At 65.7% G+C, this 24,174-nt stretch carries 26 protein-coding genes; 15 read left to right on the top strand and 11 right to left on the bottom strand.

The genetic code is table 11. The annotated features are described in order from the left end of the window. The first annotated feature begins 92 nt into the window (after positions 1-92). Positions 93-935, top strand: a complete 843-nt coding sequence (locus tag ACZ1JM_RS10645; RefSeq protein WP_465134776.1) for a lipoyltransferase — start codon at positions 93-95, stop codon at positions 933-935. 39 nt (positions 936-974) lie between these two features. On the opposite strand, the gene ACZ1JM_RS10640 is transcribed toward ACZ1JM_RS10645, so the two are convergent. The 5 genes from ACZ1JM_RS10640 to ACZ1JM_RS10620 all read right to left on the bottom strand — a co-directional run bounded on the left by ACZ1JM_RS10640 (position 975) and on the right by ACZ1JM_RS10620 (position 5,497). Continuing rightward, positions 975-1,613 carry a class I SAM-dependent methyltransferase gene (locus tag ACZ1JM_RS10640; RefSeq protein WP_465134775.1) on the bottom strand — a complete coding sequence of 213 codons (639 nt, stop codon included), beginning with the start codon at positions 1,611-1,613 and terminating at the stop codon, positions 975-977. 116 nt (positions 1,614-1,729) lie between these two features. After that, positions 1,730-2,074, bottom strand: a complete 345-nt coding sequence (locus ACZ1JM_RS10635) for an arsenate reductase family protein (RefSeq protein ID WP_465134774.1) — start codon at positions 2,072-2,074, stop codon at positions 1,730-1,732. After that, positions 2,071-2,613, bottom strand: coding sequence for a (2Fe-2S)-binding protein (locus ACZ1JM_RS10630; protein ID WP_465134773.1), 543 nt, complete (start codon positions 2,611-2,613; stop codon positions 2,071-2,073). The genes ACZ1JM_RS10635 and ACZ1JM_RS10630 overlap by 4 nt, the downstream gene beginning before the upstream one ends. A 46-nt stretch (positions 2,614-2,659) precedes the next feature. After that, positions 2,660-4,681 carry a TonB-dependent receptor gene (locus ACZ1JM_RS10625; RefSeq protein ID WP_465134772.1) on the bottom strand — a complete coding sequence of 674 codons (2,022 nt, stop codon included), beginning with the start codon at positions 4,679-4,681 and terminating at the stop codon, positions 2,660-2,662. 57 nt (positions 4,682-4,738) lie between these two features. Further along, positions 4,739-5,497, bottom strand: a complete 759-nt coding sequence (locus tag ACZ1JM_RS10620; RefSeq protein WP_465134771.1) for a fumarylacetoacetate hydrolase family protein — start codon at positions 5,495-5,497, stop codon at positions 4,739-4,741. A 75-nt stretch (positions 5,498-5,572) separates the two neighbouring features. Between ACZ1JM_RS10620 and ACZ1JM_RS10615 the strand changes: the two genes are divergently transcribed. Continuing rightward, positions 5,573-6,133, top strand: coding sequence for a YqgE/AlgH family protein (locus ACZ1JM_RS10615; protein ID WP_465134770.1), 561 nt, complete (start codon positions 5,573-5,575; stop codon positions 6,131-6,133). A 12-nt stretch (positions 6,134-6,145) separates the two neighbouring features. Here the strand turns inward: ACZ1JM_RS10615 and ACZ1JM_RS10610 are convergent, their stop codons facing one another. The 3 genes from ACZ1JM_RS10610 to hemC are packed head-to-tail and all read right to left on the bottom strand — an operon-like array spanning position 6,146 to position 8,736. Beyond that, positions 6,146-7,048 (bottom strand): hypothetical protein, encoded by a 903-nt coding sequence (locus tag ACZ1JM_RS10610; RefSeq protein WP_465134769.1) that lies wholly within the window; start codon positions 7,046-7,048, stop codon positions 6,146-6,148. A gap of 39 nt (positions 7,049-7,087) precedes the next feature. Then, positions 7,088-7,783 carry a uroporphyrinogen-III synthase gene (locus ACZ1JM_RS10605; protein ID WP_465134768.1) on the bottom strand — a complete coding sequence of 232 codons (696 nt, stop codon included), beginning with the start codon at positions 7,781-7,783 and terminating at the stop codon, positions 7,088-7,090. An 11-nt stretch (positions 7,784-7,794) separates the two neighbouring features. Continuing rightward, on the bottom strand, positions 7,795-8,736 hold the full coding sequence (hemC, locus tag ACZ1JM_RS10600; protein ID WP_465134767.1) for a hydroxymethylbilane synthase: 942 nt from the start codon (positions 8,734-8,736) through the stop codon (positions 7,795-7,797). Between the two features lie 44 nt (positions 8,737-8,780). On the opposite strand from hemC, the gene tsaD reads away from it, so the two are divergent. From tsaD to ACZ1JM_RS10575, 5 genes are all read left to right on the top strand, one after another. Next, a complete protein-coding gene (tsaD, locus tag ACZ1JM_RS10595; RefSeq protein WP_465134766.1) occupies positions 8,781-9,815 on the top strand; it encodes a tRNA (adenosine(37)-N6)-threonylcarbamoyltransferase complex transferase subunit TsaD in 1,035 nt (344 codons plus the stop codon). Then, positions 9,812-10,837 (top strand): NAD(P)H-dependent glycerol-3-phosphate dehydrogenase, encoded by a 1,026-nt coding sequence (locus ACZ1JM_RS10590; protein WP_465134765.1) that lies wholly within the window; start codon positions 9,812-9,814, stop codon positions 10,835-10,837. The genes tsaD and ACZ1JM_RS10590 overlap by 4 nt, the downstream gene beginning before the upstream one ends. Then, on the top strand, positions 10,834-12,387 hold the full coding sequence (locus tag ACZ1JM_RS10585; RefSeq protein ID WP_465134764.1) for a lipopolysaccharide biosynthesis protein: 1,554 nt from the start codon (positions 10,834-10,836) through the stop codon (positions 12,385-12,387). The genes ACZ1JM_RS10590 and ACZ1JM_RS10585 overlap by 4 nt, the downstream gene beginning before the upstream one ends. A 9-nt stretch (positions 12,388-12,396) precedes the next feature. Beyond that, entirely contained in the window at positions 12,397-13,119 is a 723-nt protein-coding gene (locus ACZ1JM_RS10580; RefSeq protein ID WP_465134763.1) for an OmpA family protein, read from the top strand. A gap of 156 nt (positions 13,120-13,275) precedes the next feature. Continuing rightward, the gene (locus tag ACZ1JM_RS10575; protein ID WP_465135041.1) at positions 13,276-13,899 is read left to right on the top strand and encodes a hypothetical protein; all 624 of its coding nucleotides are present in this window, start codon (positions 13,276-13,278) and stop codon (positions 13,897-13,899) included. A gap of 199 nt (positions 13,900-14,098) precedes the next feature. On the opposite strand, the gene uvrB is transcribed toward ACZ1JM_RS10575, so the two are convergent. Further along, the gene (gene uvrB, locus ACZ1JM_RS10570; RefSeq protein ID WP_465134762.1) at positions 14,099-16,285 is read right to left on the bottom strand and encodes an excinuclease ABC subunit UvrB; all 2,187 of its coding nucleotides are present in this window, start codon (positions 16,283-16,285) and stop codon (positions 14,099-14,101) included. Between the two features lie 119 nt (positions 16,286-16,404). Here uvrB and ACZ1JM_RS10565 point away from each other — a divergent pair, with 119 nt between their 5' ends. Further along, positions 16,405-16,971, top strand: a complete 567-nt coding sequence (locus ACZ1JM_RS10565) for a DUF3617 domain-containing protein (RefSeq protein WP_465134761.1) — start codon at positions 16,405-16,407, stop codon at positions 16,969-16,971. Positions 16,972-16,996: 25 nt separating this feature from the next. Further along, positions 16,997-17,761, top strand: a complete 765-nt coding sequence (locus tag ACZ1JM_RS10560; RefSeq protein WP_465134760.1) for an esterase/lipase family protein — start codon at positions 16,997-16,999, stop codon at positions 17,759-17,761. A 15-nt stretch (positions 17,762-17,776) separates the two neighbouring features. Here the strand turns inward: ACZ1JM_RS10560 and ACZ1JM_RS10555 are convergent, their stop codons facing one another. Further along, entirely contained in the window at positions 17,777-19,285 is a 1,509-nt protein-coding gene (locus ACZ1JM_RS10555) for a YifB family Mg chelatase-like AAA ATPase (RefSeq protein ID WP_465134759.1), read from the bottom strand. 154 nt (positions 19,286-19,439) lie between these two features. Here ACZ1JM_RS10555 and ACZ1JM_RS10550 point away from each other — a divergent pair, with 154 nt between their 5' ends. Then, on the top strand, positions 19,440-20,183 hold the full coding sequence (locus ACZ1JM_RS10550) for an alpha/beta hydrolase (protein ID WP_465134758.1): 744 nt from the start codon (positions 19,440-19,442) through the stop codon (positions 20,181-20,183). A 22-nt stretch (positions 20,184-20,205) separates the two neighbouring features. Here ACZ1JM_RS10550 and ACZ1JM_RS10545 read toward each other — a convergent pair whose 3' ends face one another. Next, positions 20,206-20,490 (bottom strand): hypothetical protein, encoded by a 285-nt coding sequence (locus tag ACZ1JM_RS10545; RefSeq protein ID WP_465134757.1) that lies wholly within the window; start codon positions 20,488-20,490, stop codon positions 20,206-20,208. A gap of 252 nt (positions 20,491-20,742) precedes the next feature. Between ACZ1JM_RS10545 and rpmH the strand changes: the two genes are divergently transcribed. The 5 genes from rpmH to yihA all read left to right on the top strand — a co-directional run bounded on the left by rpmH (position 20,743) and on the right by yihA (position 24,161). Further along, positions 20,743-20,877, top strand: a complete 135-nt coding sequence (gene rpmH / locus ACZ1JM_RS10540) for a 50S ribosomal protein L34 (RefSeq protein ID WP_465134756.1) — start codon at positions 20,743-20,745, stop codon at positions 20,875-20,877. A gap of 143 nt (positions 20,878-21,020) precedes the next feature. After that, positions 21,021-21,416 carry a ribonuclease P protein component gene (rnpA, locus tag ACZ1JM_RS10535; RefSeq protein ID WP_465135040.1) on the top strand — a complete coding sequence of 132 codons (396 nt, stop codon included), beginning with the start codon at positions 21,021-21,023 and terminating at the stop codon, positions 21,414-21,416. Further along, positions 21,413-21,658: a membrane protein insertion efficiency factor YidD gene (gene yidD / locus ACZ1JM_RS10530; protein WP_465134755.1), complete on the top strand. Its 246-nt coding sequence runs from the start codon at positions 21,413-21,415 to the stop codon at positions 21,656-21,658. Before rnpA ends, yidD begins: the two co-directional genes overlap by 4 nt. A gap of 82 nt (positions 21,659-21,740) precedes the next feature. Next, the gene (yidC, locus tag ACZ1JM_RS10525; RefSeq protein ID WP_465134754.1) at positions 21,741-23,510 is read left to right on the top strand and encodes a membrane protein insertase YidC; all 1,770 of its coding nucleotides are present in this window, start codon (positions 21,741-21,743) and stop codon (positions 23,508-23,510) included. Between the two features lie 3 nt (positions 23,511-23,513). Then, positions 23,514-24,161 carry a ribosome biogenesis GTP-binding protein YihA/YsxC gene (gene yihA / locus ACZ1JM_RS10520; protein WP_465134753.1) on the top strand — a complete coding sequence of 216 codons (648 nt, stop codon included), beginning with the start codon at positions 23,514-23,516 and terminating at the stop codon, positions 24,159-24,161. The last annotated feature ends 13 nt before the right edge of the window (positions 24,162-24,174 follow it).

Here is a 24,174-nt window from a genome sequence, read left to right as displayed (position 1 = left end):
ATTCCCTGCGCTTATCAAGAGCCTTTAGGCGCACTGACCCGGGAACGGGAAAGGCGTCGTGCCGGATCATCGGCATTCTTGGAGCCTGCGCAATGAAGTTCGACAGCAACAGCGCCTGGACCGACGCCATGGCCGCGGTGCGCGCCAATCGCGAGGTGCTGCTGGCGCTGGGCGGGGTATTCTTCCTGCTGCCGACGCTGCTATCCACGGTTTTCCTGACCGATCTGCAGACCCGGATCATGGAAAGCATGAGCAAGCCCGAGGTGATGACCCGCCTGATCGACGAGAATATCGGCACGCTGCTTGGCTTTGGCCTGGGCGGAATGGTCGTGCAGATGATCGGCTATCTGGCGGTGACGGCGCTGATCAGCGACCGCAATAGGCCGACGGTGGGCGAATCGATCCGGGCCGGCCTTCGCGCGGTGCCCTCGCTGTTCGGCGTCGCGGTGCTCGGGTTCCTGGCGACGATGCTGGCGATCACGGCGGTGTCGATGGTGATCGTCGGTGTGTTCTCGATCATCGGAGCGGGAACGGCAGGCGGGGTCATCACCGCCGTGCTGGTGGTCGTCGCGCTGGTGTACGTTTCGGTCAAGCTGTCGCTGGTGGTGCCGGTGATCGTGAACGAAGGGATCGGCAACCCGATTACCGCGATGGTCCGATCGTGGAAACTGACCCGCCACAACAGCCTGCGCCTGTTCGGCTTCTACACGCTGTTGACGCTGGGTTACTTTGCGCTGGCGCTGGTCTCCACCTTTATCGTCGTCGGCCCGGTGATGCTGGTGCTGGGGCAGGGGACGTTTGCGATTCTGGTGATGGGCGTGGTGTCAGGCGCGATCGGTGCGGCGGCCAGCGTCGTTCTGGCGGCGGTTCTGAGCCAGACTCACCGGCAATTGGCAGGTCCTTCGGCGCAAACGGTAGCCAGCACGTTCGAATAAAGTTCTTGGTGCCGGCAATGTAGTTCTAGGTGCCGCTTTTCAGCCTTCGTCTTCGTCCTTCCACGCCCACCACAGAAAGCAGGGCGGGACGTTGATCATCTCGATCTCCTGATCGATCCGCGCAAAATGGCGCGCCATATAGTGGCGGGCCTTCATGCGGAACTGGTAGACGAGAAAGGCGCCCCCCTGCCTCAGCACACGGTGCGTGGCAGCAGCGATCGCCGGGGCTACCCCATCGGGCAGGGTGGAAAACGGCAGGCCGGACAGCACGAAATCGGCGCGCTGATGGCCATGCGACCGAACGATTTCCTCAACATCCGCAGCCGAGCCAAGCACAGCGATGAAGCGGCTGTCGGTAATCGTGCGGCGCAGATAATCGATGAACAGCGGGTTCGTATCGATGACGATCAGCGTGCCGTCACGCGGCAGCTTGTCCAGCACCGGCTGGCAGAAAGTGCCGACCCCCGGGCCATATTCCACGAACAGCTTGCAATTGGGCCAGTCCACCCGCGACAGCATGCGGTTGATCACGAAGCGCGAGGACGGGACGATCGAGCCGACCATCACCGGGTTGCGCATGAACCCTTCAAGAAACACGCCCCAGGGCCCTAGCCCCTGTTTGATCTTCCGCCCGATCCGCTGCGGCAGGGCCTCTCGGGCAAGCTCGGTACTGGTCATGCGGCGGGAAGCTCTCGGAAGGTTGTCATGTTTGTATAGGGCAATGCGGTGGCAGATTGCCGTCCTCATTGCAAGGTGATGACGGCAACGTCCTAACCGGATTGGGCAAAATTCGTTTACAGAATTTCGTGCACTGTATCCTGCGGGCGGCAAAGCCGGACACCCTTTTGGGTTTCCACCAACGGCCGCTCGATCAGCGCGGGCGTGGCCGCCATGGCCGCAAGCACGGTCGCATCGTCGGCATCGGGAAGGCCGCGCTCCACGGCGTCGGTGCCGCGCAGGCGAAGGCCCTTTTGCGGCGTGATACCGGCGTCACGGTACAGTTGTGCGAGCTTTTCGGCGCTGGGCGGGGTCTTGAGGTATTCCACGACGTCCACCTCAACACCCGGCGTTTCTTCCAGGATGGCGAGGGTCTTGCGCGACGTGCCGCAGGCCGGGTTGTGCCAGATGGTGGCTTTCATTGAACGTCTCCTTGCGGGGGTATCGAGGGCTGTGCCGGGTCCGGGCTAGGCACGGCAGCGGCTGGAGCAGGCGGCGCGGGCATCGTCGCGCGGATGCCGCTGGCGGCGCGGCGCACGGCCCGCAAGAGGCGGGGGTGGACGCCGCACCGGCATAAGTTGGGGATCGCGTCCTTGATCTCGGCGTCTGAAGGGTTGGCGTTGCGCCGCAGCAGGGCGGCCGCGCTCATGACGATACCGGGTGTACAGAAGCCGCACTGTATCGCCTGCTCGGCTACCATCGCCTGCTGCACTGGGTGCGTTCGATCGTGCGACAGACCCTCCACCGTGACGACCACGCGCCCTTCGCATTCGGCCAGCGTGATGAGGCAGGATCGCAGCGCCGCGCCATCGACCATCACCATGCAGGCACCGCAATCGCCGACCCCGCAGCCGTATTTGGTGCCCGTCAGATTCGCCGCATCGCGCAATGCCCACAGCAACGGAGTGCGCGGGTCCATGGCGAACTCCACGGGGCGGTCGTTTACGGTAAGCCGGGTCATCGTGGGATCGAACAAGCCATGAAAACCGGGTGCCCCAGCCCGCGTTTCAGCGCAAGCCCACCTTGATGCCTGCCCACAAGGTCCGCGGGGTGCCAAGGTCGATCGAGCCGCCCTGATTGCGAGTGACGATCGACGTATCGGTCAGATTTTCACCCCGTAACGTCAGCGAAATCAGCGGGTTGATCGGAACTTGCGCGAAGACGTCCAGTGTCGTCGCGGCGCGCAGGACGTCCGTTTCCAGGTCATCCTCGAACTGTGCGCCGGTGTGGCGCACGGTAGCCGCCAGACGCCACCCCGGCGCGGGGGTAAAGCCGAGAGTGCCGCTGGCGGCCAGCTTCGGGACTTGCGCAGGCCGCAGCCCGTCCAACGCGGCCTGAACGCCTTGCGCCTCCACTTTCGCGTTGGTCCAGGACAGAGATCCGGCAAAGTCGAAGCGCCCCAAATTTACGCCCGCGCTCGCTTCAACCCCGCGCGCCCGGATGACGTCGACGTTCTGCCGCTCGCGTAGGTTGGGCGAGAGAGTGACGTTCGCGATAGCGTCTTTTAGCCGGTTGTCGAATGCGGTGAGCGATACGGTCAGCGCGGGGGTCGGATGGAAATCCAAGCCCGCCTCGAACCCGCGAAGGCGCTCGGGCTTGAGGGCGGCATTCGCCCGTGTCGTCACCGGGAAAACCACGAAAGGTCGGTAGAGCTCGTTCAGCGTCGGCAGTCGCAGCCCGGTGTAGGCGGCGGCCCGCAGCGATACGACCGGGGCGATGTTCCAGACCACGCCGCCGCGTGCATTGGCGTCCCACCCGCTGCGATCGGCGAAGCGAGTATCGGTGGTGACCACGCCCGCCGCGTTCAGTTCACGAAAGAAGCCGTCGCGGATGGTCCAGCGATCCAGACGGCCACCTGCGGTCACCACGACTTGCCCGATCGTCCAGTCGTCTTCGAGGTAGAAGCCAAGGTCCGACTGCTTGCCTCCGGCGCGGCGGAAGCCCGTTCGAAGGCCGGTCTGCGCGCTGTATGGCTCTTCGACCAGATTTCCGCGCGAAAGGCGAAAATCCGCGCCGATCCGCAGGACATGGGCATCGCCCACCGGCGGGCGCAGTTCGGCTTTGCCGCCAATCGCCAGGGTAGGGGTCTTGCGCTGATCGAGCGTCTTGCGAAAGCTGGTGGAGCTGATGACGATGTTGGAAAAGTCCTGCGCCTGGACATAGCCGAGCACATCGAACTTCCAGTCTCCCCGCCCGACAAATCGCAGCGATCCCTGCTGACCGGACGAGGTGGAATCGGCGCCCTTGAAGCGCAGGGTACGCTGATCGTCGTAGACCAGCCCCGATGCCTGCACCTCGACATCACCCGTCAGCGGGGCCACCGCGCGCAGTGAGCCGGACAGGCTTTCATAGGCGGCGCGGGCGGAAGCCGGGACGCGCTGGTCGCCGGGCGTGGTCCAGAAGCCCTTGCCGCGATCCCACTGCATGCTAGCGACGACGAACCCCTGGCCAAGATGCGGGGCGATGGTCAGCGCGCTTTGCGTCTCGCCGCGATCATCGACCAGCGCCTGTGCCTGAAACGGGCCGATGTCCGAAGGCCCGGCGCTTTCCAGTTCGATCGTGCCGGAAACCGCTCCCGTGCCAAACGCGCCCATCCCGCCCCCACGCGTCACGCGGATCGAGCGCAGGCGTTCGGGAGCCAGCGCGCTCAGCGGGATATACCCAAAGAAGGGGTTGGCGACGGGCACTCCGTCCAGCAGCACTTGCGCCCTGCTGGAGGCATTGCCTCCCAGTGCGCGCAAAGTGACGCCCTGGTTCGAAGGGTTGGAGGCGCGGCTGTCAGCACGGCGGAACTGCTGGAACCCGGCAACGGACGACAGCACATCCTCGATCCGGCCCGATGCGCTGGCGGTCAGCTTGTCGCGCGCGATCGTTTCGACGTCATAGGCGGGAATGGCGGGGCCATCGCCAAGTCCGCGACCGGTGACGATGATCGGGCCGCGAGGATCTTCGTCCGCGTGGGCGGGCACAAACGGAATCAGGCCCAGAGCGATCAGCGGAAGGGCGATACGGCGTTGCTTGGCAATCATGCGCGCCGTCTTAGGGCAACCGCCACCCGTGACAACCCGGCGACGAGCAGCGGCGCGCTATTCCGCCGCGCCGATGGTCAGCCGTACCGGCTCCAGCCCGTCTACCGCGCCTTCCAACTGATCACCCGGCGATACGGGGCCGACCCCGGCGGGCGTGCCGGTGTAGATAAGGTCGCCCGGCGCGAGGTGGTACAGTCGCGACAGGTCGGCGATCAGATCGGGGATCGACCAGATCATGTCGGACAGCGTGCCGTTCTGCTTGCGCGTCCCGTTCTGATCGAGAGTGATGGTCTGGCTGGACACATCCCCAAAGTGCGCAGCAGACGTGATCGGCGCAATGATTGCGCCATTCTCGAAATCCTTGCCGGTGTCCCATGGATAGCCTTTGGCCTTGGCCGCGTTCTGCAGATCGCGCCGCGTCATGTCGAGACCGCAGGCATAGCCGAACACCGCCGCCATGGCGTCTTGTGGATCGACCCGGAACGCAGGCTCGCCAATGGCGATCACGAACTCCATTTCAAAATGGCACTCGGCGGTGCCCGGAGGATAAGGGATCCTCGTGCCCGACAGGCACAATGCAGCCGGCGCCTTGGTGAACCAGATGGGCGCTTCGCGGTCCACTGCGTTGCCCAGTTCGATCGCATGAGCGGCATAATTGCGACCCACGCAGAAGATCCGCCGGACCGGATAACGGGCATCGCTGCCGAGGATGGGGACAGACGGGGCGGCGGGGAGATCGAATAGCAGGCTCATACGGGCGGTGTAGGGTGTGCGCTCATTGAGGGAAAGAGCCGATCGCGGCGACACCGTCGTCATCCGGCCGTCGCATCGGCAAAGCGCTCTCTCCTGTTGCGGCTTGCCGTGTGCGGCAGCTTGCCTAAATTAGCGGCCGTGACTGCTGAACAGTATCTATCGGGACGTATCCTGCTGGCGATGCCCGGAATGTTCGATCCGCGTTTCGAACGCGCGGTGAGTGTGATGTGCGTGCACGACGAAAACGGCGCGCTGGGCATCGGCATTGGTCAGGTGCGCCAGGGCGTGCGCTTTCATGATGTGCTTGAGGAACTGGGCCTGGACCCGGGCGTCTCGCCCAACCGGGAGGTCATGAACGGGGGCCCGGTAGAGCCGGGGCGTGGCTTTATCCTTCATTCCACCGACTGGGGCGGCGCCGATACGATCACGGTCGATCCGCTGTGCGCGCTGTCGGCATCGATGGACGTGCTGCGCGCGATCGCTGAGGGGCGCGGGCCTTCGCAATGGGTGATGGCGCTGGGCTATGCTGGATGGGGTGCGGGCCAGTTGGAAGGCGAGATGCGGCATCATGGCTGGTATGCCGCAGCCGGACATCGCGAAATCCTGTTCCAGACCGCACCCGAAGCTCGCTGGGCGGCGACCTGGCGGGCAGAGGGTATCGACCCGGCGCTGCTTTCCAACGAGACGGGCCGCGCGTAACGCGGCGCATCCTTACTCCGCTATGGCAGCTGCTTCCGAAGCGTCAGGAGCAGGCGCGGTAGGCGCCAGCGGACTGGGCTGATCGACCACGTTGCCGCCTGCATCCTTGAGCCTGTTCGGCTCCAGCATCGCGGTGGTTTCCAGCAGGTCGAGCGCCTTTTGCGCCGCTTCGAACCGGCGAGCATCAGCCACCCAGGTATCGGCGGCGTCCGCTCCGGGCAGGCGTTCCACTTCGCCGATGGCGTTATCGATCCGGCGGGCGGTCAGCATGACGCGGGCACGCTCTATACGCGCGGCGGGGGTAGCCAGCGCTCCCGAATCGCGCCGTACCATGAACAGCGAGGTGACTTCGTGGCGGGCCCGGTCCCAAATACTTTCATCGCTCTGTTTGGCCGACAGTTCGGGCGATAGCGCCTCAAGCCGGGCAGCAAGGCCGTCGATCGTGACGGGATTGCGGGCGAAATCGATCACCGTTTCCACGGCACGGGGCTGCGCGTTCATGAAGCGCAGGCGCAACTGGTCGGCGACATGGCCCAGCGGCTCGCCCCGGTCGACCATGCGGCGCGCGGCGAAGGCGATCAGCAGACCCTCCGCCCGCCCGGCGTTGCCCGCAGCCGCGTCCGTCTGGAAATCGATGCGCGAGATGCGATCTTCGAGCATGGCGAGCCGCCCTTCGACCGTACCGATCGCCGCCATCTGTGCGGTGGCGGCAGGAGAAGGCTGGGCCACTTTCGGCTGGGTCTGGGCAACCGGCGCCTCCGTCTGCGGCATCAGCATGGCGAGATACCCGCGCGACGCCAGCCATGCGACAAGGGCGCAACCCAGCAGGAACGCGATGAACGCGACGAACAGCGTGGCCCCGCGCGATCGCGAGCGGGTCGGATAGGAATCGACGGATGGGGGAGTGTCCTGCATCAGGCCCTTACGATAAGCTATTGGCAACTAATGTCCCGGTCAAAGTTCTTGGCACATCCGCGCGGCCAGCGCCAGCAATGCCGCATCGTCGGGAGTCTCTGCGCAGCACACCTGCGCCCATGATGACGAAGAGCCTCCAGTCCGCTCCGCCACGCGCGGACCGATCGCGGCCAGACGGATATGCTCCCCCTCGATCCCGGCCGCCTTGCACACCTCCACCAGCCGGGCCGCAGCTTCACCTGAATGCAGCAGTGCGACGACGGGCTGCGACAACAGCGCCGTCAACCGGTCATCGGCGGGTCGCGGCTCGCTGGCGTAGACTTCGCGGGTTTCCATCGTGACGCCCGGTGGCAGGGTCAGGCACACGCGCTCCCGCCCGGCAAGGCGTAGCAGGCGGCGGTGGGTTGAGGCCAGAACACCAAGCAGCTTCTGCAAGCCGCCCTTGCCGGTGGCGACGACATCCAGCCCTGCCTGACGCGCGGCATTTGCCGTCGTTTCGCCCACCGCATAGGCGGGAAGCCCGCACAATCCGGCCAGCGCCGGCCCGCCGTGGCGCAAGGCATTGGCGCTCCCGAGCAGAACGGCGTCGACGTCGTCAGCCGCCACCGGTTGCCAATCGAGAGGACGCACGTGGAACAGCGGAAACGCCTGTGCGTCCAGCCCCATCGCCCGGGCCGCCGCCAGCGTGGCGGAGGCTCCCGGTTCGGGGCGCAGGATCAGGACGGGAAGGGCCATAGTCGTGCGGTTCAGGCGTCCGCGCCGGCGAAATGCACGGCGATGGCCGGGACTGCACGGCGCAGGAGGTCGGCGGCGAGCGCGGCGGGTCCTGCATCGTCCCCGGCGGTAAAGCGCGCTTCCCCGGTCACATGCTCGGCCCCATCCGGGCTGTAGAGGGCGGCGCGCATGGTCAGCCGGTCATTCTCGCACTCGGTCAGGACCGCTATGGGGCTGTGGCAGTTGCCGCCCAGCCCGGCGAGCAGCGCCCGCTCCGCCTCGACCTGCGCGCGGCTGGGTGAATGGTCGACCGCAGACAGAAGGGCGAGGGCGCGCTGATCGTCGGCGCGGCATTCGATCATGATCGCTGCCTGTGCGGGGGCGGGCAGCCACTCGCGTTCGTCCAGCGGATGGCCGGTCCCCGTTTCGCCCAGCCGGATCAGGCCCGCCAATGCCAGGAATGTCGCATCCACTTCCCCCGCCGCCAGCTTGGCCAGCCGGGTGGCGACGTTGCCGCGAAAGGTCACCACCTTGCAGTCCGGCCGGGCGTGGAGCAGCTGCGCGGCACGGCGCGGTGCGCTGGTGCCCACCACCGCTCCTTGCGGCAGCGACGCGATGGAGGCGGCACCGATCAGCACGTCGCGCACGTCCTCGCGCGGCAGGATCGCGCCGATGGTGAAGGCGTCGGGCCGGATCGTCTCCACGTCCTTGGCCGAATGGACGGCAAAGTCGATCTCCCCGGTGGCTAGCCAGGCGTCCAGCTCCTTGGTCCACAGTGCCTTGCCGCCGATCTCTGCCAAGGCACGATCCTGTATGCGATCGCCGCTGGCGGTGACCGCCACGATCTCTATCTGCGCAGGATCGAGGCCATGTGCCTGCGCCAGACGGTCGCGCGCCTCGTGTGCCTGCGCCATGGCGAGCGGTGAGCGGCGGGTGCCCAGTCGGAAAGTTCGGTGTTGTTTATCGTTGGTCATCGGCGGCTTGTGCTACCCGGCAATGTCGTTCAGGGGAAGATCGGATGAGCACAGTTCTCGGCATCGAATCTTCCTGCGACGAGACTGCCGCGGCGCTGGTGACCGACGGCAGGGTGATTCTCGCCCAGCGCATAGCCTCTCAGGACGATGCCCATCGCCCCTACGGCGGCGTCGTTCCGGAAATCGCGGCGCGCGCTCATGCGGAGCGGCTCGCCCCCCTTATCGAAGCGACGCTGGCCGATGCCGGGATGACGCTGGACCAGGTGGACGCCATTGCCGCCACTGCCGGGCCGGGGCTGATCGGCGGCGTCATGGTCGGCCTCGTCACCGCAAAGGCTTTGGCGATGGCGACGGACAAGCCACTGATCGCCGTCAACCATCTCGAAGGCCACGCACTGTCGCCCCGGTTGGCCGATGCCAGTCTGCAATATCCCTATCTTTTGTTGCTGGTCTCGGGCGGACATTGCCAGATCTTGCTGGTGAACGGCGTCGGGGCGTTTCGCCGCCTTGCCACCACGATCGACGATGCGCTGGGCGAGGCATTCGACAAGTCGGCCAAAGTCCTGGGTCTTGGCTATCCGGGCGGTCCGGCGCTGGAACGCCTTGCCGCTGAGGGCGATCCCAAGAAAGTGCCTCTGCCACGGCCGCTCAAGGGTTCAGCGGAGCCGCACTTTTCGTTTGCCGGCCTGAAAAGCGCAGTACTGAGGGCAAAGCAGTCCGGTGACTATGCCGACGCCGACATTGCCGCGTCGTTCCAGCAGGCCGCGATCGATTGCCTTTTGGACCGCACCCGCCGCGCGCTGGTGGCGGTCGGCCCGGTTAACGCGCTGGTCGTTGCGGGCGGTGTGGCCGCTAACAAGGCGATCCGCGCCGCGCTGGAAGGACTGGCGACAAGCTACGACCTGCCTTTCATCGCACCGCCATTGGCGCTGTGCACCGATAACGCCGCGATGATCGCGTGGGCTGGGGTGGAACGCCTGGCGCTTGGCCAGTCGGACCCGCTGGACGTGGCGGCAAGGCCGCGTTGGCCGCTCGATCCGGAGGCGGAACTGGTGCGCGGGGCAGGAGTGAAGGCATGACCACCGGGGGGCAGGGGGCACAGATCGGCGCGACAATCGGCGTCGTCGGCGCGGGTGCTTGGGGCACTGCGCTGGCGCAGGCGCTGGCGAGCGACGGCAGCGATGTCCTGCTCTGGGCGCGCGAGGCCGAACTGGTGGACGAAATCAACCGCGACCGCCGCAACAGCCTCTACCTGCCAAGCGCCGCGCTGGCGCCGACTATCCGCGCTACGTCCGACCTTGGCGATATGGCGTCGGTGCCCGCGCTGCTGGTCGTCGTGCCAGCGCAATTCGTATCATCGGTCATTGGCGGTCTGCCTGCGGGTGAGCGCGATCTGGTGCTGTGCGCCAAGGGAATAGAGGCCGGGACGGGCCACCTGATGGCCGATGTCGCCGCGCAGGCGGCCGCACCCGAACGGCTGGCCGTGCTGTCCGGCCCGACGTTCGCGCACGAAGTCGCCGCTGGTCTGCCTACCGCCGTCACGCTGGCGTGTGGCGGTGGCCGGGGGCAATGGGAAAGATTGGCGCCCTTGATCGCACGGCCCGCCTTGCGGCCTTATTATTCCGACGATGTGACCGGGGCGGAGATCGGCGGCGCGGTGAAGAACGTGCTGGCGATTGCCTGCGGGGTGGTCGAGGGATTGAACCTTGGCCAAAATGCCCGCGCGGCGCTCATCGCGCGCGGCTACGCGGAAATGCTCCGTTTCGGTCTGGCGCGCGGCGCGCGGGCGGAAACGCTGTCCGGCCTGTGCGGGCTGGGCGATCTGGTGCTGACGTGTTCGTCCACCTCCAGCCGCAATTTCTCGCTCGGCCTTGCGCTGGGGCAGGGATTGACCGCGGCAGAGGCGCTGTCCGGTAAGAACAGCGTGGCCGAGGGCGCGGCGACGGCGCCGGTGCTGGCCGACCTTGCCCGGCGGGACGGCATTCAGATGCCGATCGTGGAAGCGGTGGATCGGCTGCTCAAAGGCGATGCGCCTGCCAGCGCCATGGTCGATGACCTGCTCGCCCGCCCGCTGCGCGCCGAACAGGAGCGCGCTGTTTGAGCGACACGCCCACGTCCGGTTATGCCGCGCCCGATCCATCGATCGCGCGCGGCGCCGCCACTCGCGAAGAGCGCCAGCAGGAAGACTTTGCGGCGCTGGCGAAAGGTGGCCGCACCAATCTGTTCGGCTTTTTCCTGCGGCTGGCGGCACGCATCCCGTTCCTGTTCATCGCCGGGCGCGCGGCGGCATACGGCCCGGCGGCACTGGGGCGCTTCGCCTCCGCGCTGGTGCTGATCGAGCTTACCTCGATGCTGTGCACGATGGGCGAAAAGCGGGGTCTGGCCCAGCGCCTGTCGCAGACCGAAGGGCAGGTCCATCCGGCCAACGTCATTGCCGATGGCATGGTGCTGGCGGTGATCGCCAGTGTCGCGGCATCCATATTCTTCTGGTTCGTGCCCGCGTTGCTGTTCCCGGGCGGGCATTACACCTGGATCGACCGGCTGATGGTGATCGCCCTACCGGCGATGACGATGACCGAGATCTGGCTCGCCGCGCTGGCCTATCGCCTGCGGGTGTCGCCCACCGTCTGGTCGCGCGCCATCGTGGAGCCGTGGACGATCTCGATCATGGCCGGTGCGATGATCTGGGTGGCGCCCGAAAGTGGCCTGTCGATCGCCTATATCGCCTCTATCTACGCCGCCGCGCTGACCGCGTTCATCCCGTTCTTCCGTACATACGGCGTGCCCAAGGGATGGCGCCCCCGCCCCGGCGGCATGAGCAAGCTGGCGCTGCATTCGCTGCCGATCGCCCTGGCGGACGCGATCGAGTGGGGGACCAGGCGCGTCGACATCTTCCTCCTCGGCTTTCTTGCCCCGCCCGCTGCGGTCGGCGTCTATTACGCGGCGCAGCAGGTGGCGAGCCTGCCGCAAAAGCTGAAGACCAGCTTCGAGCCGGTGCTCGGCCCCGTGATCACCCGCAACCTGAAGGAGCGGGACTATTCCGCCATCGCCCGGCAGGTCTGCCAGGTGGGCTTCTGGATCACCGCGTCGCAAGCGGGAATCGCGCTGGCGCTTGGCATTCCCGGTGCGGGCGTGATGGGCCTTGTCGGGCGCGAGTTCGTGGGGGGCACCGGGGCGCTGGCGTTCCTGCTCGCTGCCGAAGTCGTCGCGGCGACGGCCGTGGTCAGCGAGGCGGCGCTGGTCTACGTCGCCCGCGTGCGCAACCTGTGGGTCTCGTTGGCGACAATCGCGCTGCAGGCGCTCCTGACGCTGGGCGGGATCGTGGCGATGCAGCGGCTGGGGTACAATTCGCTGTTCCAGGCCGCCGCCGCCGCCGCCGCGCTCATGATCGCGCTGGGGCTCGCCTCCATCGTCAAGTCGCGGATGTTGTCCCGAATACTGGGCGAGCCGATCAACAACTGGCGCTGGGCGCTGATCTGGGCAGCCGCACCCGCTGTCGTCATCGGATATCTGACGCTGACTTTCCTGCCGGAATGGGCTGCGCTGGCGATCGGAATACCGGCGATCCTTGCTTCTTATTTCCTGGTCATCTGGAAAAAGGCGTTCGGACCGGAAGATCGCAAGTTGTTCCAGAAGGCCAAGCCTGCATAACCTGATGCGATGAATCCACGCCGCGCTTCCCTTATCCTTGCCGGTGCCGCGTTGTGCGTGGTCATGTCCTTCGGCTTCACCCGGGTGCAGGGCGACGTGTTTATCGGCGGTTTGCGGGGCCAGGCCAATGCCGCGCGCGATGCCGCTGGCGGGAAGGGCGTGACGCTGGCTTTCCGCGATCGCTATGGCTGGTTGACCCGCCATCCGGTTCTGTCGGGCGGCAGGAATCTCGATCCGGTAACGCGCAGCCGGGTGGCGGCGGCGGTGGCCGGCGTGCCCGGTATCGGTGGGGTCAGCTGGGCCGGTGAGGGAGATCCGCGTGCGTCCACGCTCCATTGTCAGGACGATGTGGAGCGTATCCTTGAAACCCGCACGGTGCGCTTTGGAGAGGCGAGCACCCGGCTCGATCCCAGCAGCGACCGTCTCCTCGATGAAGTGGCGCGGGCGCTGCGGCCCTGTGTCGGCAGCTTGATCGCTGTCACCGGCCATACCGACGGCGGGGGCAATGCCAAAGTCAACGTCGCCCTCTCGCTAGCGCGGGCCGAAGCCGTGCGTTCGGCCCTGATCGCGCGTGGCATTCCGGCGGACGGGCTGCGTGCATCGGGGATGGGATCGGCCAAGCCCATCGTCGGGCTGGACCCGCTGGACCCGGCCAATCGCCGTATCGAATTTTCGGTGATCTTCGCCGCTCCGGTCAAGCCGACGCCGATCGACACGCCCGGCCCACAATGATTTGATGCCACGATTGGCGTGCGCAATTCGATCTAGGAAAGGAGCCTTGCTTGCCGCTATGGCTTGAAATGACGGTGTCGGTGCTGCTGACCTACGGGATCGGCTTTGGCATCGGCTGGCTCTTGTGGAACCGAAAGGGGTAGATTCGTGCTGCAGATGATCGAAGCGAACTGGCTGATATTCATCGCCGCGCTGCTGGTCGGCATCCTTGTCGCGTATTGGGTGTTCGTTCGCGGCTCCAAGTCATCACGGCGCGAACGGCGTCCGGATGTGCTGGACGAAGGCGCCGCGCCTGCGCAGCGCAACCAGGCGCTGATCGACGCGCCGCCCGCCGCGATGTTCGAGACGCCGCTGGCGATGGATCCGCCGCCGATGGCCGGGACGATGGCTGGCATCGGCGAAGTCATCGCCGTCGCCGCACGCGAAGATGCCGATCGCCGCGTCGCCGAGCAGGAACCGCCGCAGACGATCGCCGCCGAACCAGATCCCACTCCCGCGCCTGCTGCGCCTCCCATCGTTGAAACGACGGATGGGGCCGTACAGGCAGACGACTTGCGCAAGATCAAGGGCTTGGGCCCCAAGATGCTGACGCTGCTCCATTCGCTGGGCATCACGACCTATGCCCAGATCGCGGCATGGACAGACGCTGACCTTGACCAGCTTGACGCTCGTCTTGGCGCGTTTGCTGGGCGTCCGCGCCGTGATAACTGGGTCGAACAGGCCCGCTTGCTATCGAGCAGCGATACCGGCGCTTACGAAGCTAAGTTCGGAAAAGTCTGAATGGGTTCGCCGCGGACCGCGTTCGCGCCGCTGTTCAATTTATCGCATCGGCTGGCGCATACCACATATTGGGTATGAGAATCGGTTTGCTGCGATGCAGTAAGGACAAGCGACCCGAAGGATCGATCCAACCAACCAACGATCCTTTATCCTTTGCCCGGAACCCCTTGATGGGCTTCCGGGCATTTTTTTGACTGGCTTACTTCCCGAACTTCCGCTGCGTTTTGCCGTAGCGCATCTTGCGCGTGCCCGGCTTGCCTTCATTGCTGCGGCCGACTTTCGGGGCCTTGTGTTCGGCTTCGGGAAGGCCCAACTCGGTCGCTTCCAGACGGCGGATTTCGTCGCGCAGGCGACCAGCTTCCTCGAACTCCAGATCGGCGGCGGCGTTGCGCATCCGCTTTTCCAGATCCTCGATATAGCCGCGCAGGTTATGGCCGACCAGGTTGTTGCGGCTGTCGTCCTCAAGATCGATCACCACCCCATCGCGGCTGGCGGTGTCGGCCACGATATCAGCGATACGGCGCTTGATCGTCTGCGGCGTGATGTTGTTTTCGATATTAAACTGTTCCTGCCGCGCGCGGCGACGGTCCGTTTCGGCAATGGCGCGTTCCATGCTGCCGGTCATGCGATCGGCATAGAGGATGACTCGCCCGTCCACGTTGCGCGCGGCACGCCCGATGGTCTGGATCAGCGAGGTTTCGGAACGCAGGAAGCCTTCCTTGTCGGCATCGAGGATACAGACCAGGCCGCACTCGGGAATGTCCAGCCCCTCACGCAGCAGGTTGATGCCGACCAGCACGTCGTACACCCCCATGCGCAAGTCGCGGATCAGCTCGATGCGCTCAAGCGTCTCTACGTCGGAGTGCATGTAGCGCACGCGCACCCCGGCCTCGTGCATGAACTCGGTCAGATCCTCGGCCATGCGCTTGGTAAGGGTGGTGACGAGAGTGCGGTATCCCTTGGCGGCGACTGCCTTGCACTCGACGATGCAGTCCTGCACCTGATCCTCGACCGGGCGGATTTCCACCGGCGGGTCGATCAAACCGGTGGGACGGATGACCTGTTCGGCAAAGACGCCGCCGGTCTGCTCCATCTCCCAGTTCCCCGGCGTGGCCGAAACCGCGAACGTCTGCGGGCGCATCGCGTCCCACTCGTTGAAACGCAGCGGGCGGTTATCGATGCAACTGGGAAGGCGGAAACCGTATTCCGCCAGCGTGATCTTGCGCCGGTGGTCGCCGCGCGCCATCGCGCCGATCTGGGGCACGGTCTGGTGGCTTTCGTCCACGAAGAGCAGGGCGTTGTCCGGCAGGTATTCGAACAGCGTCGGCGGCGGCTCGCCCGGCAGGCGGCCGGTCAGGAAGCGGCTGTAGTTCTCGATCCCGTTGCACGAACCGGTGGCGGCGATCATTTCGAGGTCGAAGTTGGTGCGCTGTTCCAGCCGCTGCGCTTCCAGCAGACGGCCTTCCGCTTCCAGTTCCTTCAGCCGCTCGGTCAGTTCGAACCGGATCGCCTCGCTCGCCTGCTTCATCGTCGGGCCGGGGGTGACATAGTGCGAGTTGGCGTAGACGCGCACTTTCTCGATCGTATTGCCCTTTTTGCCGGTCAGCGGGTCGAATTCGGCGATCTCCTCTATCTCGTCACCGAAGAAGCTGATGCGCCAGGCCATGTCCTCGTAGTGCGAGGGGAAGATTTCCAGATTGTCGCCCCGCACGCGGAAATTGCCGCGCGCGAAGGCGGTATCGTTGCGCTTGTATTGCAGGGCAACGAGTTTTCGGATGATCTCACGCTGGTCCTGGCTCTCTCCTACCTTGAGGTCGAAGATCATCGCCGAGTAGGTCTCGACCGAGCCGATGCCATAGAGGCACGACACCGAAGCGACGATGATCACGTCGTCGCGTTCCAGCAGCGCCCGGGTGGCCGAGTGCCGCATGCGGTCGATCGCCTCGTTCACCGAGCTTTCCTTCTCGATATACGTATCGGACCGGGGGACGTAGGCTTCGGGCTGGTAGTAATCGTAATAGGATACGAAATATTCCACCGCGTTGTCGGGGAAGAAATCGCGAAACTCGGCATAGAGCTGGGCGGCAAGGATCTTGTTCGGCGCCAGGACCAGTGCAGGGCGCTGCAGTTCCTCGATCACCTTGGCCATCGTGAACGTCTTGCCCGATCCGGTAACGCCCAGCAGCACCTGCGTCTTGTCGCCTTCCTGCGCGGCACCCACGAGTTCGGCGATCGCGGTCGGCTGGTCGCCGGCCGGCGAATAGTCCGAGACGATGCGGAACGGCTTTCCGGGCATCGACTTGTCGGGACGGTTGGGCTTGTGGGGAACGAAGTTGCCCGAAGTATCCGGTTCTTCAAGGCCACGACGGATGATCAGCTCTGCCATGCGGGAACATATGGGGTATGCCATGCGGCCCGGCAACAGCAACGCGCGTAAAGCGTTTGACCTGCCGACGGGGGAATGCGAGCCGTCATGTCGTTTCACGAATGAAGGGGTATCGGGCGATGAAAGCCAATTGGACGATGATGGCCGTGGTCGGCCTTGCGGCTTTGGCGCTGGCCGGGTGCGGATCGAAGAACGATGACGGCAAGCCCAAGTCCATGGACGAGGTGAAGCAGGAGGCGGCCAAGCTGGTTCGCCCGCTGCCCGGCCAGTATAAGCAGGTGACCGAGATCCAGAGCCTGGAAATGCCCGGCGTGCCAAAGGAAGTGGCCGAACAGATGCGCGCGGCTGTCAAGAAATCGCAGGAAGGCACGTTCTGCCTGACCAAGGCCGACGCCGACAAAGGCTTCAAGGACATGTTCAATGACGTGGGCAAGGGCAACCAGTGCTCTTATTCCCGGTTCGACGTTGATGGCGGCAAGCTTGATGCCCAGATGGAGTGCCAGACCCCGCAGCAGGGCAACCAGCCCCGTCAGAAGGCGGTCATGAAGATGAGCGGCACGCTGACCGAGCAGGGATCGGACGTGACGGTCGATATGGATACCGCTGGCGGGCCGCCGCCGATGGGCACGATGAAGATGAAGATGCACTTGACCACCACCCGTCTCGGCGATTGCAAGACGGGCTGACCGCAAAGGCGCTGCACCAGAACCGATGGACCCGCTGAACGAGGATCAGGAACGCTTCCCCGGGTCGCTGCGCGAAGCCATCGCGCGGCGGGCGGCCTTTGCGCGCGAACAGCATCCCGAAGGCGTGCGCAAGCCGCCGCTCGAACTGATGTGGGCGGAACTGCGTTCGCTGTACCGGGCGGGCCATCGCGGGCAGAAAGTGCGGGCGGCGGTGCGGCCGATGCCGGTCATGCTGCTGCCCGGGTTCGGGTCGCACCCCCGGCGGATGCAGCCGATGGCCGATGCACTCTCTGCCGCCGGGCATCAGGTGCACACTTGGGGGCTGGGCTTCAACTTCGGGCCGAGCGAGCAGAACTTCTCCTACCTCATGCGCCGCGTCGCGGTGATCGCGCGGGAAAGCTGGCACCCCGTCGCGCTGGTGGGGTGGAGCCTTGGCGGCCTGTTCGCCCGCGAAATCGCCCGGCGCGAACCGCAGATGGTGGCGAAAGTCATCACCATGGGCACGCCGTTTTCGGGCGATCCGCGCGCCAACAACGCGTGGAAAGCCTATCAGATGGTCACCGGCCATTCGGTGGACCGTCCGCCGATCGACTGCGATTTCGCCGTCAAGCCACCAGTGCCGACCATCGCCCTGTGGAGCCCGCGCGACGGCATCGTCGCTCCCCGCGCCGCCTCCGGCTGGCGGCATGAACGCGACCGAGCCGTGGCCATCCGCTGCAGCCACCTCGACTTTTCCAGCGCGCCCAAGGTGGTGGCCGAAGTGCTGCGGCAGCTGGACGTGGCCGAGTAGGGCGGAGCCTGAAGCTCAGTTCCTTGGCGGTTGCCGTCGGTAGCTCAGCGCCTCGGCTACATGGATACGGCCTACGGTTTCCGAACCGGCGAGGTCGGCGATGGTGCGTGCCACGCGCAGGATGCGGGTGTAGCCGCGCGCCGAAAGGTGCATAGCATCGGCGGCTTGCAGCAGCATCCGGCGGCCTTCTTCGTCCGGCGTGGCGTGGTCTTCCAGCAAGTCGCCGTCGAGTTCGGCGTTGGTGCGCGCGGGGGTGCCTTCCAGCCTGCGGGTCTGGACGGCGCGGGCACGGGCGACGCGGGCGGCGACTTCGGCGCTGCCTTCCTTGGGCGGGGGCAGAGCCATGTCCGCCGCGCGGACGGGATCGACCTCGACATGCAGGTCGATCCGGTCGAGCAGGGGGCCGCTGACTTTGCTCTGATAATCTGCGGCGCATTTCGGTGCGCGCGAGCAGGCCAGCGCCGGGTCGCCCAGATGCCCGCAGCGGCACGGGTTCATGGCGGCGATCAGTTGAACCCGCGCCGGATAGGTCAGGTGGGCATTGGCGCGTGCCACGGTTACTTCGCCCGTCTCCAGCGGCTGGCGCAGCGAATCGAGCGCCTGGCGCTGAAATTCCGGCAGTTCGTCCAGGAACAGCACGCCCAGATGGGCCATGGAAACTTCACCCGGTCGCACTTTCAGCCCGCCGCCGGTGAGCGCCGCGATCGAGGCAGAGTGGTGCGGCGCGCGAAAGGGCCGTGCCCGGCTGATCCGCCCGCCTTCCAGCGTACCGGCCACGGAAGCGACCATCGACACTTCCAGCGCCTCTGCCGGGGTGAGTTCTGGCAGGATACCCGGCAGGCACGACGCGAGCAGCGACTTGCCCGCGCCTGGCGGCCCGACCATCAGCAGGTTGTGCGATCCCGCCGCCGCGATCTCCAGCGCGCGGCGGGCGGTTTCCTGCCCTTTGACGCGGCGCATGTCCGGGCCGGTCGCAGGTGCCTCGACGCTGCCAGGCTGCGGCACAGGCAGGACCTGCGTGCCTTTCAGGTGGTTGAGCAGGCTGACGAGATTGGGCGTCGCCACCACCGGCACGCCACTGGCCCAGCGCGCTTCCGATCCTTGGGCGGCAGGGCAGATCAGCCCCTTGTCGGTTTCGCTGGCGTGAAGTGCGGCCAGCAGCACCCCCGGCGTCGGGATGACGCGGCCATCGAGCGCCAGTTCGCCCACCACCACGAAATCGGCGATCTGCTCGGCATCGACCACGCCCATCGCCGCCAGCACCGCCAGCGCCACCGGCAGGTCGTAGTGCGAGCCTTCCTTGGGAAGGTCGGCGGGCGACAGGTTGATGGTGATCCGCTTGGGCGGCAGCGCCAGCCCCATCGACGTCAGCGCGGCGCTTACCCGCTGGCGGCTTTCGCCCACGGCCTTGTCCGGCAGGCCCACCAGCGCGAAGGCCGGCAGCCCGGGCGCGATCTGGCACTGCACCTCCACGGCGCGCGCCTCCAGCCCGAGGTACGCAACAGTCGAGACGAGTGCGACCACGAACAATTCCCTTTGTCTGCAAGCAATTCGATGATGAATTCGGGCGGTGTACTAACGCCTGCTCCCCTGTGGGCCAGAGCGGAAATTATGGCTTACGGCGTTTTAACCGCACTTGTGAAAGCGCCGGTAAGAGCGCGGGCAGCATCACCGTACGATGCGCTCGCTCACTGCATGTCTGGGTCTGTCCCTCCTGTTCGCCATATCCCCCCTGTCGGCGCAGGAGATCAGGTATGAGCCGGTCGAAGTCAGTGCCGACAACTTCGTCACGGGGGGCGAGCGCAGTCTTTTCGTTGTCCAGCCGGAAACCATCGACGTGACGCCGGGCGCCATGTCCGGCATGGACATGGTTGCGCCGCCCGCCGCGATCCCGAACGGTCCGGCCTATGGACCTTTCCGTGTCATCGACGAACGCCATGCCGCGCTGGTCGATGTGACCGATGCGCGCAGCCCGGCCCTGTTCAGCGCCATGCTGCGTGATCATCCGGGCATCGCGACGATCGAGATGGTCGAATGTCCCGGCACCGAGGATGATCTTGCCAACTTGCGACTGGGCCGCATGATCCGCGAAAAGGGCATCGCCACGCATGTCCCCGCTGGCGGATCGGTCCGTTCGGGCGGGGTGGAGCTGTTCCTGGCCGGCGCCCACCGGGCGGCGGACCAGGGCGCGGAGTTCGCGGTCCATTCGTGGATGGACGATACCGGCCTGGAACCTGACGATTACGCCGCCACTGCGCCGGAAAATCGCCGCTACATCGATTACTATCGGCAGATGGGCATGAGCCAGGCCCAGGCCGAGGCCTTTTACGCGATGACCAATTCGGTGCCGTTTTCCTCGGCCAAATGGTTCGGCGCGGGCGAGATGGCGATGTGGGTGCCGCTGGAGCCTGCGGGGGCCTGATCAGGCCGGGCGGCATTCGCCCTCAGCGATAGAGAAACGCCAGCCACCGGTGCCAGCGACGCGGGCGGGGCGGCGGCAGGGTGCCTGACAGCTTCAATAGATCGTTCGCCAGCACGGTGGCCTGATTCTTCGTCATCAGGAACGTGGTGCTGATCGGATGGGTGCCCTGTTCCCATGTCGTGCGATCGTGCGTCTGCACGGTGAAGGCAACGCGCTCTCCCATGTCGAGCGACTTCCAGCCGATCAGCGCGCCGACATGCTTTCGGGCTTTTTCCTGCATGGCCGATCTGACCGCCCCCATCTTCATCCGTCGTCCCCCAGACATTTTTCCGAATCGCTCTGGCGGTTGGCATGGTAAGGCCCGTGTGTCATTCGCCTATTGTCAGGAACCGCCACGCGGACAGCATTTGAAACGATGCAAGATCATGGCGGATCGGCGCCTTTGCCTTGACTCGGCGGCGGGCCTTCAGTAACGGCGCTCATCTGTTTCGTGGTCGTCCCGTTGGGCGGCCCTTTTTGTTCGGGTCCTTCGGGGCCAGTTGGTATTTCGAGGACTGACATGAAGCGCACTTTCCAGCCCAGCCGCCTTGTCCGCGCCCGCCGTCACGGTTTCCGTGCCCGCATGGCGACTGTCGGTGGCCGCAAGGTCATCCGTGCACGCCGCGCCCGCGGCCGCGCCAAGCTTTCGGCCTGATTCGCCGGTAAAGGCGGGGGCTTGTCAAAGCCCTTGCCCGACGGCGCCAGTCCACGCCTCCGCCTTTGTGCGAGGGCATGGACTGGCGCCGTTTTGCTTTGGTGCGAATCGCTTTAGCGTTCGCACCCGGCATGTCCCAGCTCATGGCAGGCGCCTACACCATCCTGACCCGGCGGTCCGATTTCCTGGCCGCCAACCGTGGCTTGCGGGTGGCGCGGCCGGGCTTCGTGCTGCTCGCCCATCGCAATGAAGGGCACGGGCAGCGCGCCGGGATTACCGTGACCAAGCGCATCGGCAACGCCGTGGTGCGCAACCGGATGAAGCGCCGGTTCCGCGCCCTGCTGCGGGAACTGCTGCACGACCATGGCTTGCCCGATACCGACCATGTCCTGATCGGCCGCGAAGGCGGAGTGGAGCGCGACTTTGCGTTGCTGCGCACGGAACTGATCGCGGCGTTTGGGCGGGCACGGGACGGCAAGGGCGATTCGCCCCGCCCGCGTGGAGGTGCCCAGGGGCGCAAGCGGGGACCGCGCAAATGAAGCGCGCGCTGGCATTCCTCGTCTCGATCCCCGGCCTCATCCTGATCGGCATCGCGCGGGCCTGGCAGCTTGGTCCATCGGCGATCATGCCGCCCACCTGCCGCTTTACGCCATCGTGTTCGCAATACGCGATCATCGCGGTGCGCAAGCATGGTGCGATTAAGGGTGGATGGCTGGCGCTGCGGCGTCTATTGCGCTGCCAACCGTGGGGCGGGCATGGCCATGATCCGGTACCGGATTGATCGGCCCGACTGAACAGATTTGAAGTAGCGCAGCGGCATTTCGTGCCGTTGCCGACCGGAATACGAGCAGGAACAAGCCTTCGTGGAAAACCAGCGCAACATCATCCTCGCGGTCCTGCTGACCGCGCTCGTCCTGTTCGGATGGGAAGCGGGGGTCGGGTATTTCTACCCGCAAGCCAAGACCCCAACGCAGACCGTCGCGGCGGGCGGAGCCGAAAAGGCGACCAGCCCGACCAAGCCGACGCGCGAGGGTGGCTTGCGCGATGCCGCCGACGTGGCGCTGGAAACGCAGGACCTGAAAAGCGCGCTGGCATCGGGTGGCCGCGTCGCCATCGCGGCGCCCGGTCTTTCCGGCTCGATCAACCTGACCGGTGCGATCGTCGATGACCTGGTGATCAACCGTCATCGCGAAACGGTGGAGAAGAACTCCGGCCCGGTGCGCATCTTCTCGCCCGCCGGAACCCCGGCGCAGCAGTTCGCCCAGATGGGCTGGGTCGGTGAAGGCGGCGTCGCCGCGCCCACCGCGCAGACGACATGGACCGCGCCCGCCAACGCGAAGCTCACGCCTTCAACGCCGGTAACACTGACATGGGCCAACCCGACCGGCCAGCGTTATGCGATCACTTTCAAGATCGATGACAACTACATGATCTCCGCCACGCAGACGGTGGAGAACGCGGGCGGCGCGCCGGTTACGGTCAAGCCTTTCGCGCTGGTAAACCGGACGGACAAGACCGCCAGCCTCGATACCTGGAACGTCCACTCCGGCCCGATCGGCGCATACGACGGATCGGTCAGCTTCAAGACGAATTATTCCGACGTTGCCGAGGCGAAGACCGTAGATCCCACCGGCAACACCGACTGGATCGGCTTTACCGACGTCTACTGGATGTCCGCACTGGTGCCGCAGGGCGCCAAGGCCGAAGGCACGTTCCGCTCGCTCGGCAACGACATTTTCCGCGCCGACCTCCTCTACGCTCCGCAGATTGTCCAGCCGCGCCAGCGCATGACGGTGACCACCCGCCTGTTTGCTGGCGCGAAAGAGCATACCGTGCTCGACGCCTACGAAGCGCAGGGGATCACCAATTTCGGTCTGGCGATCGACTGGGGCTGGTTCCGCTGGTTCGAAAAGCCGATCTTCTGGCTGCTCACTTCGCTGTTCAAGCTGGTCGGCAACTTCGGCGTCGCGATCATCCTGCTGACCGCCATCGTGCGCGGCATCATGTTCCCCGTCGCCCAGCGCGGCTTCGCCTCGATGGCTGCGATGCGCGCGATCCAGCCGAAGATGAAGGCGATCCAGGAACGCTACAAGGACGACAAGCAGAAGCAGCAGCAGGAGATCATGGCCCTCTACAAGAAAGAGGGGGTCAATCCGATGGCCGGCTGTCTGCCGATGTTCCTGCAGATTCCGGTGTTCTTCGCGCTGTACAAGGTGCTGATCCTGGCAATCGAGATGCGCCACCAGCCGTTCGTGCTGTGGATCAAGGATCTGTCCGCGCCCGATCCGCTGCACATCCTGAACCTGTTCGGCCTGCTGCCGTTCGATCCGCCAAGCTTCCTGGCGATCGGCCTGCTGGCGCTGCTACTGGGCATCACCATGTTCCTGCAGTTCAAGCTGAACCCCGCGCAGATGGACCCGGCGCAGCAGCAGGTGTTCATGATCATGCCTTGGTTCATGATGTTCGTGATGGCCCCGTTCGCGTCCGGCCTGCTGGTGTACTGGATCACCTCCAACCTGCTCACCATCGCGCAGCAGAGTTACCTTTACAGCCGGCATCCGCAGTTGAAGGCGCAAGCCGACAAGGACGCGCAGGACAAGGCCCGCGCCCGCGAACGCGACGCCAAGGCCTGATCCATGGATGAAGACCAGGCCCTTGCCGAACTGACCGAGCGGGCGCGCAAGCTGTTTTCAGGACCGGTGACGTTCCTGAAAAGCGCGCCCGAACTGAAGTTCCTGCCCGATCCCACGGTGACCGAGGTCGCGTTCTGCGGCCGGTCCAACGTGGGCAAGTCTTCGCTGCTCAACGCGCTGGTGGGCCGCAAGGCCATCGCCCGCACGTCCGTCACGCCGGGGCGCACGCAGGAGTTGAACTTCTTCGACGTCGGCGATCCGCTGCGCTTCCGGCTGGTCGACATGCCCGGCTACGGCTTTGCCAAAGCCCCGCCCAAAGTGGTGGAAACCTGGCGCCGCCTAGTGCGCGATTACCTGCGCGGCCGGGTGGAATTGAAGCGCACGCTGCTGCTCGTCGATTCGCGCCACGGTGTGAAGGCCGTCGATGCCGAGATGATGAAGATGCTGGACGAAGCGGCGGTAGGCTACCGCATCGTCCTGACCAAGGCGGACAAGATCAAGGCCAGCGAACTCGAAGCCGTCCACGCGGCCACCATCGCCGAAGCCCGCAAGCACCCCGCCGCCTTCCCGGTTGTCCACATCACCAGCTCCGAAAAGGGCATGGGCATCGAAGAACTGCGCGCCGCCGTGCTGGGGGATGCGGAGCTTTAGCGGTGGTGCCGGG

It is taken from the genome of Novosphingobium sp. BL-S-24, assembly GCF_055521575.1.
This window is presented reverse-complemented; position numbering and strand designations above follow the sequence as displayed.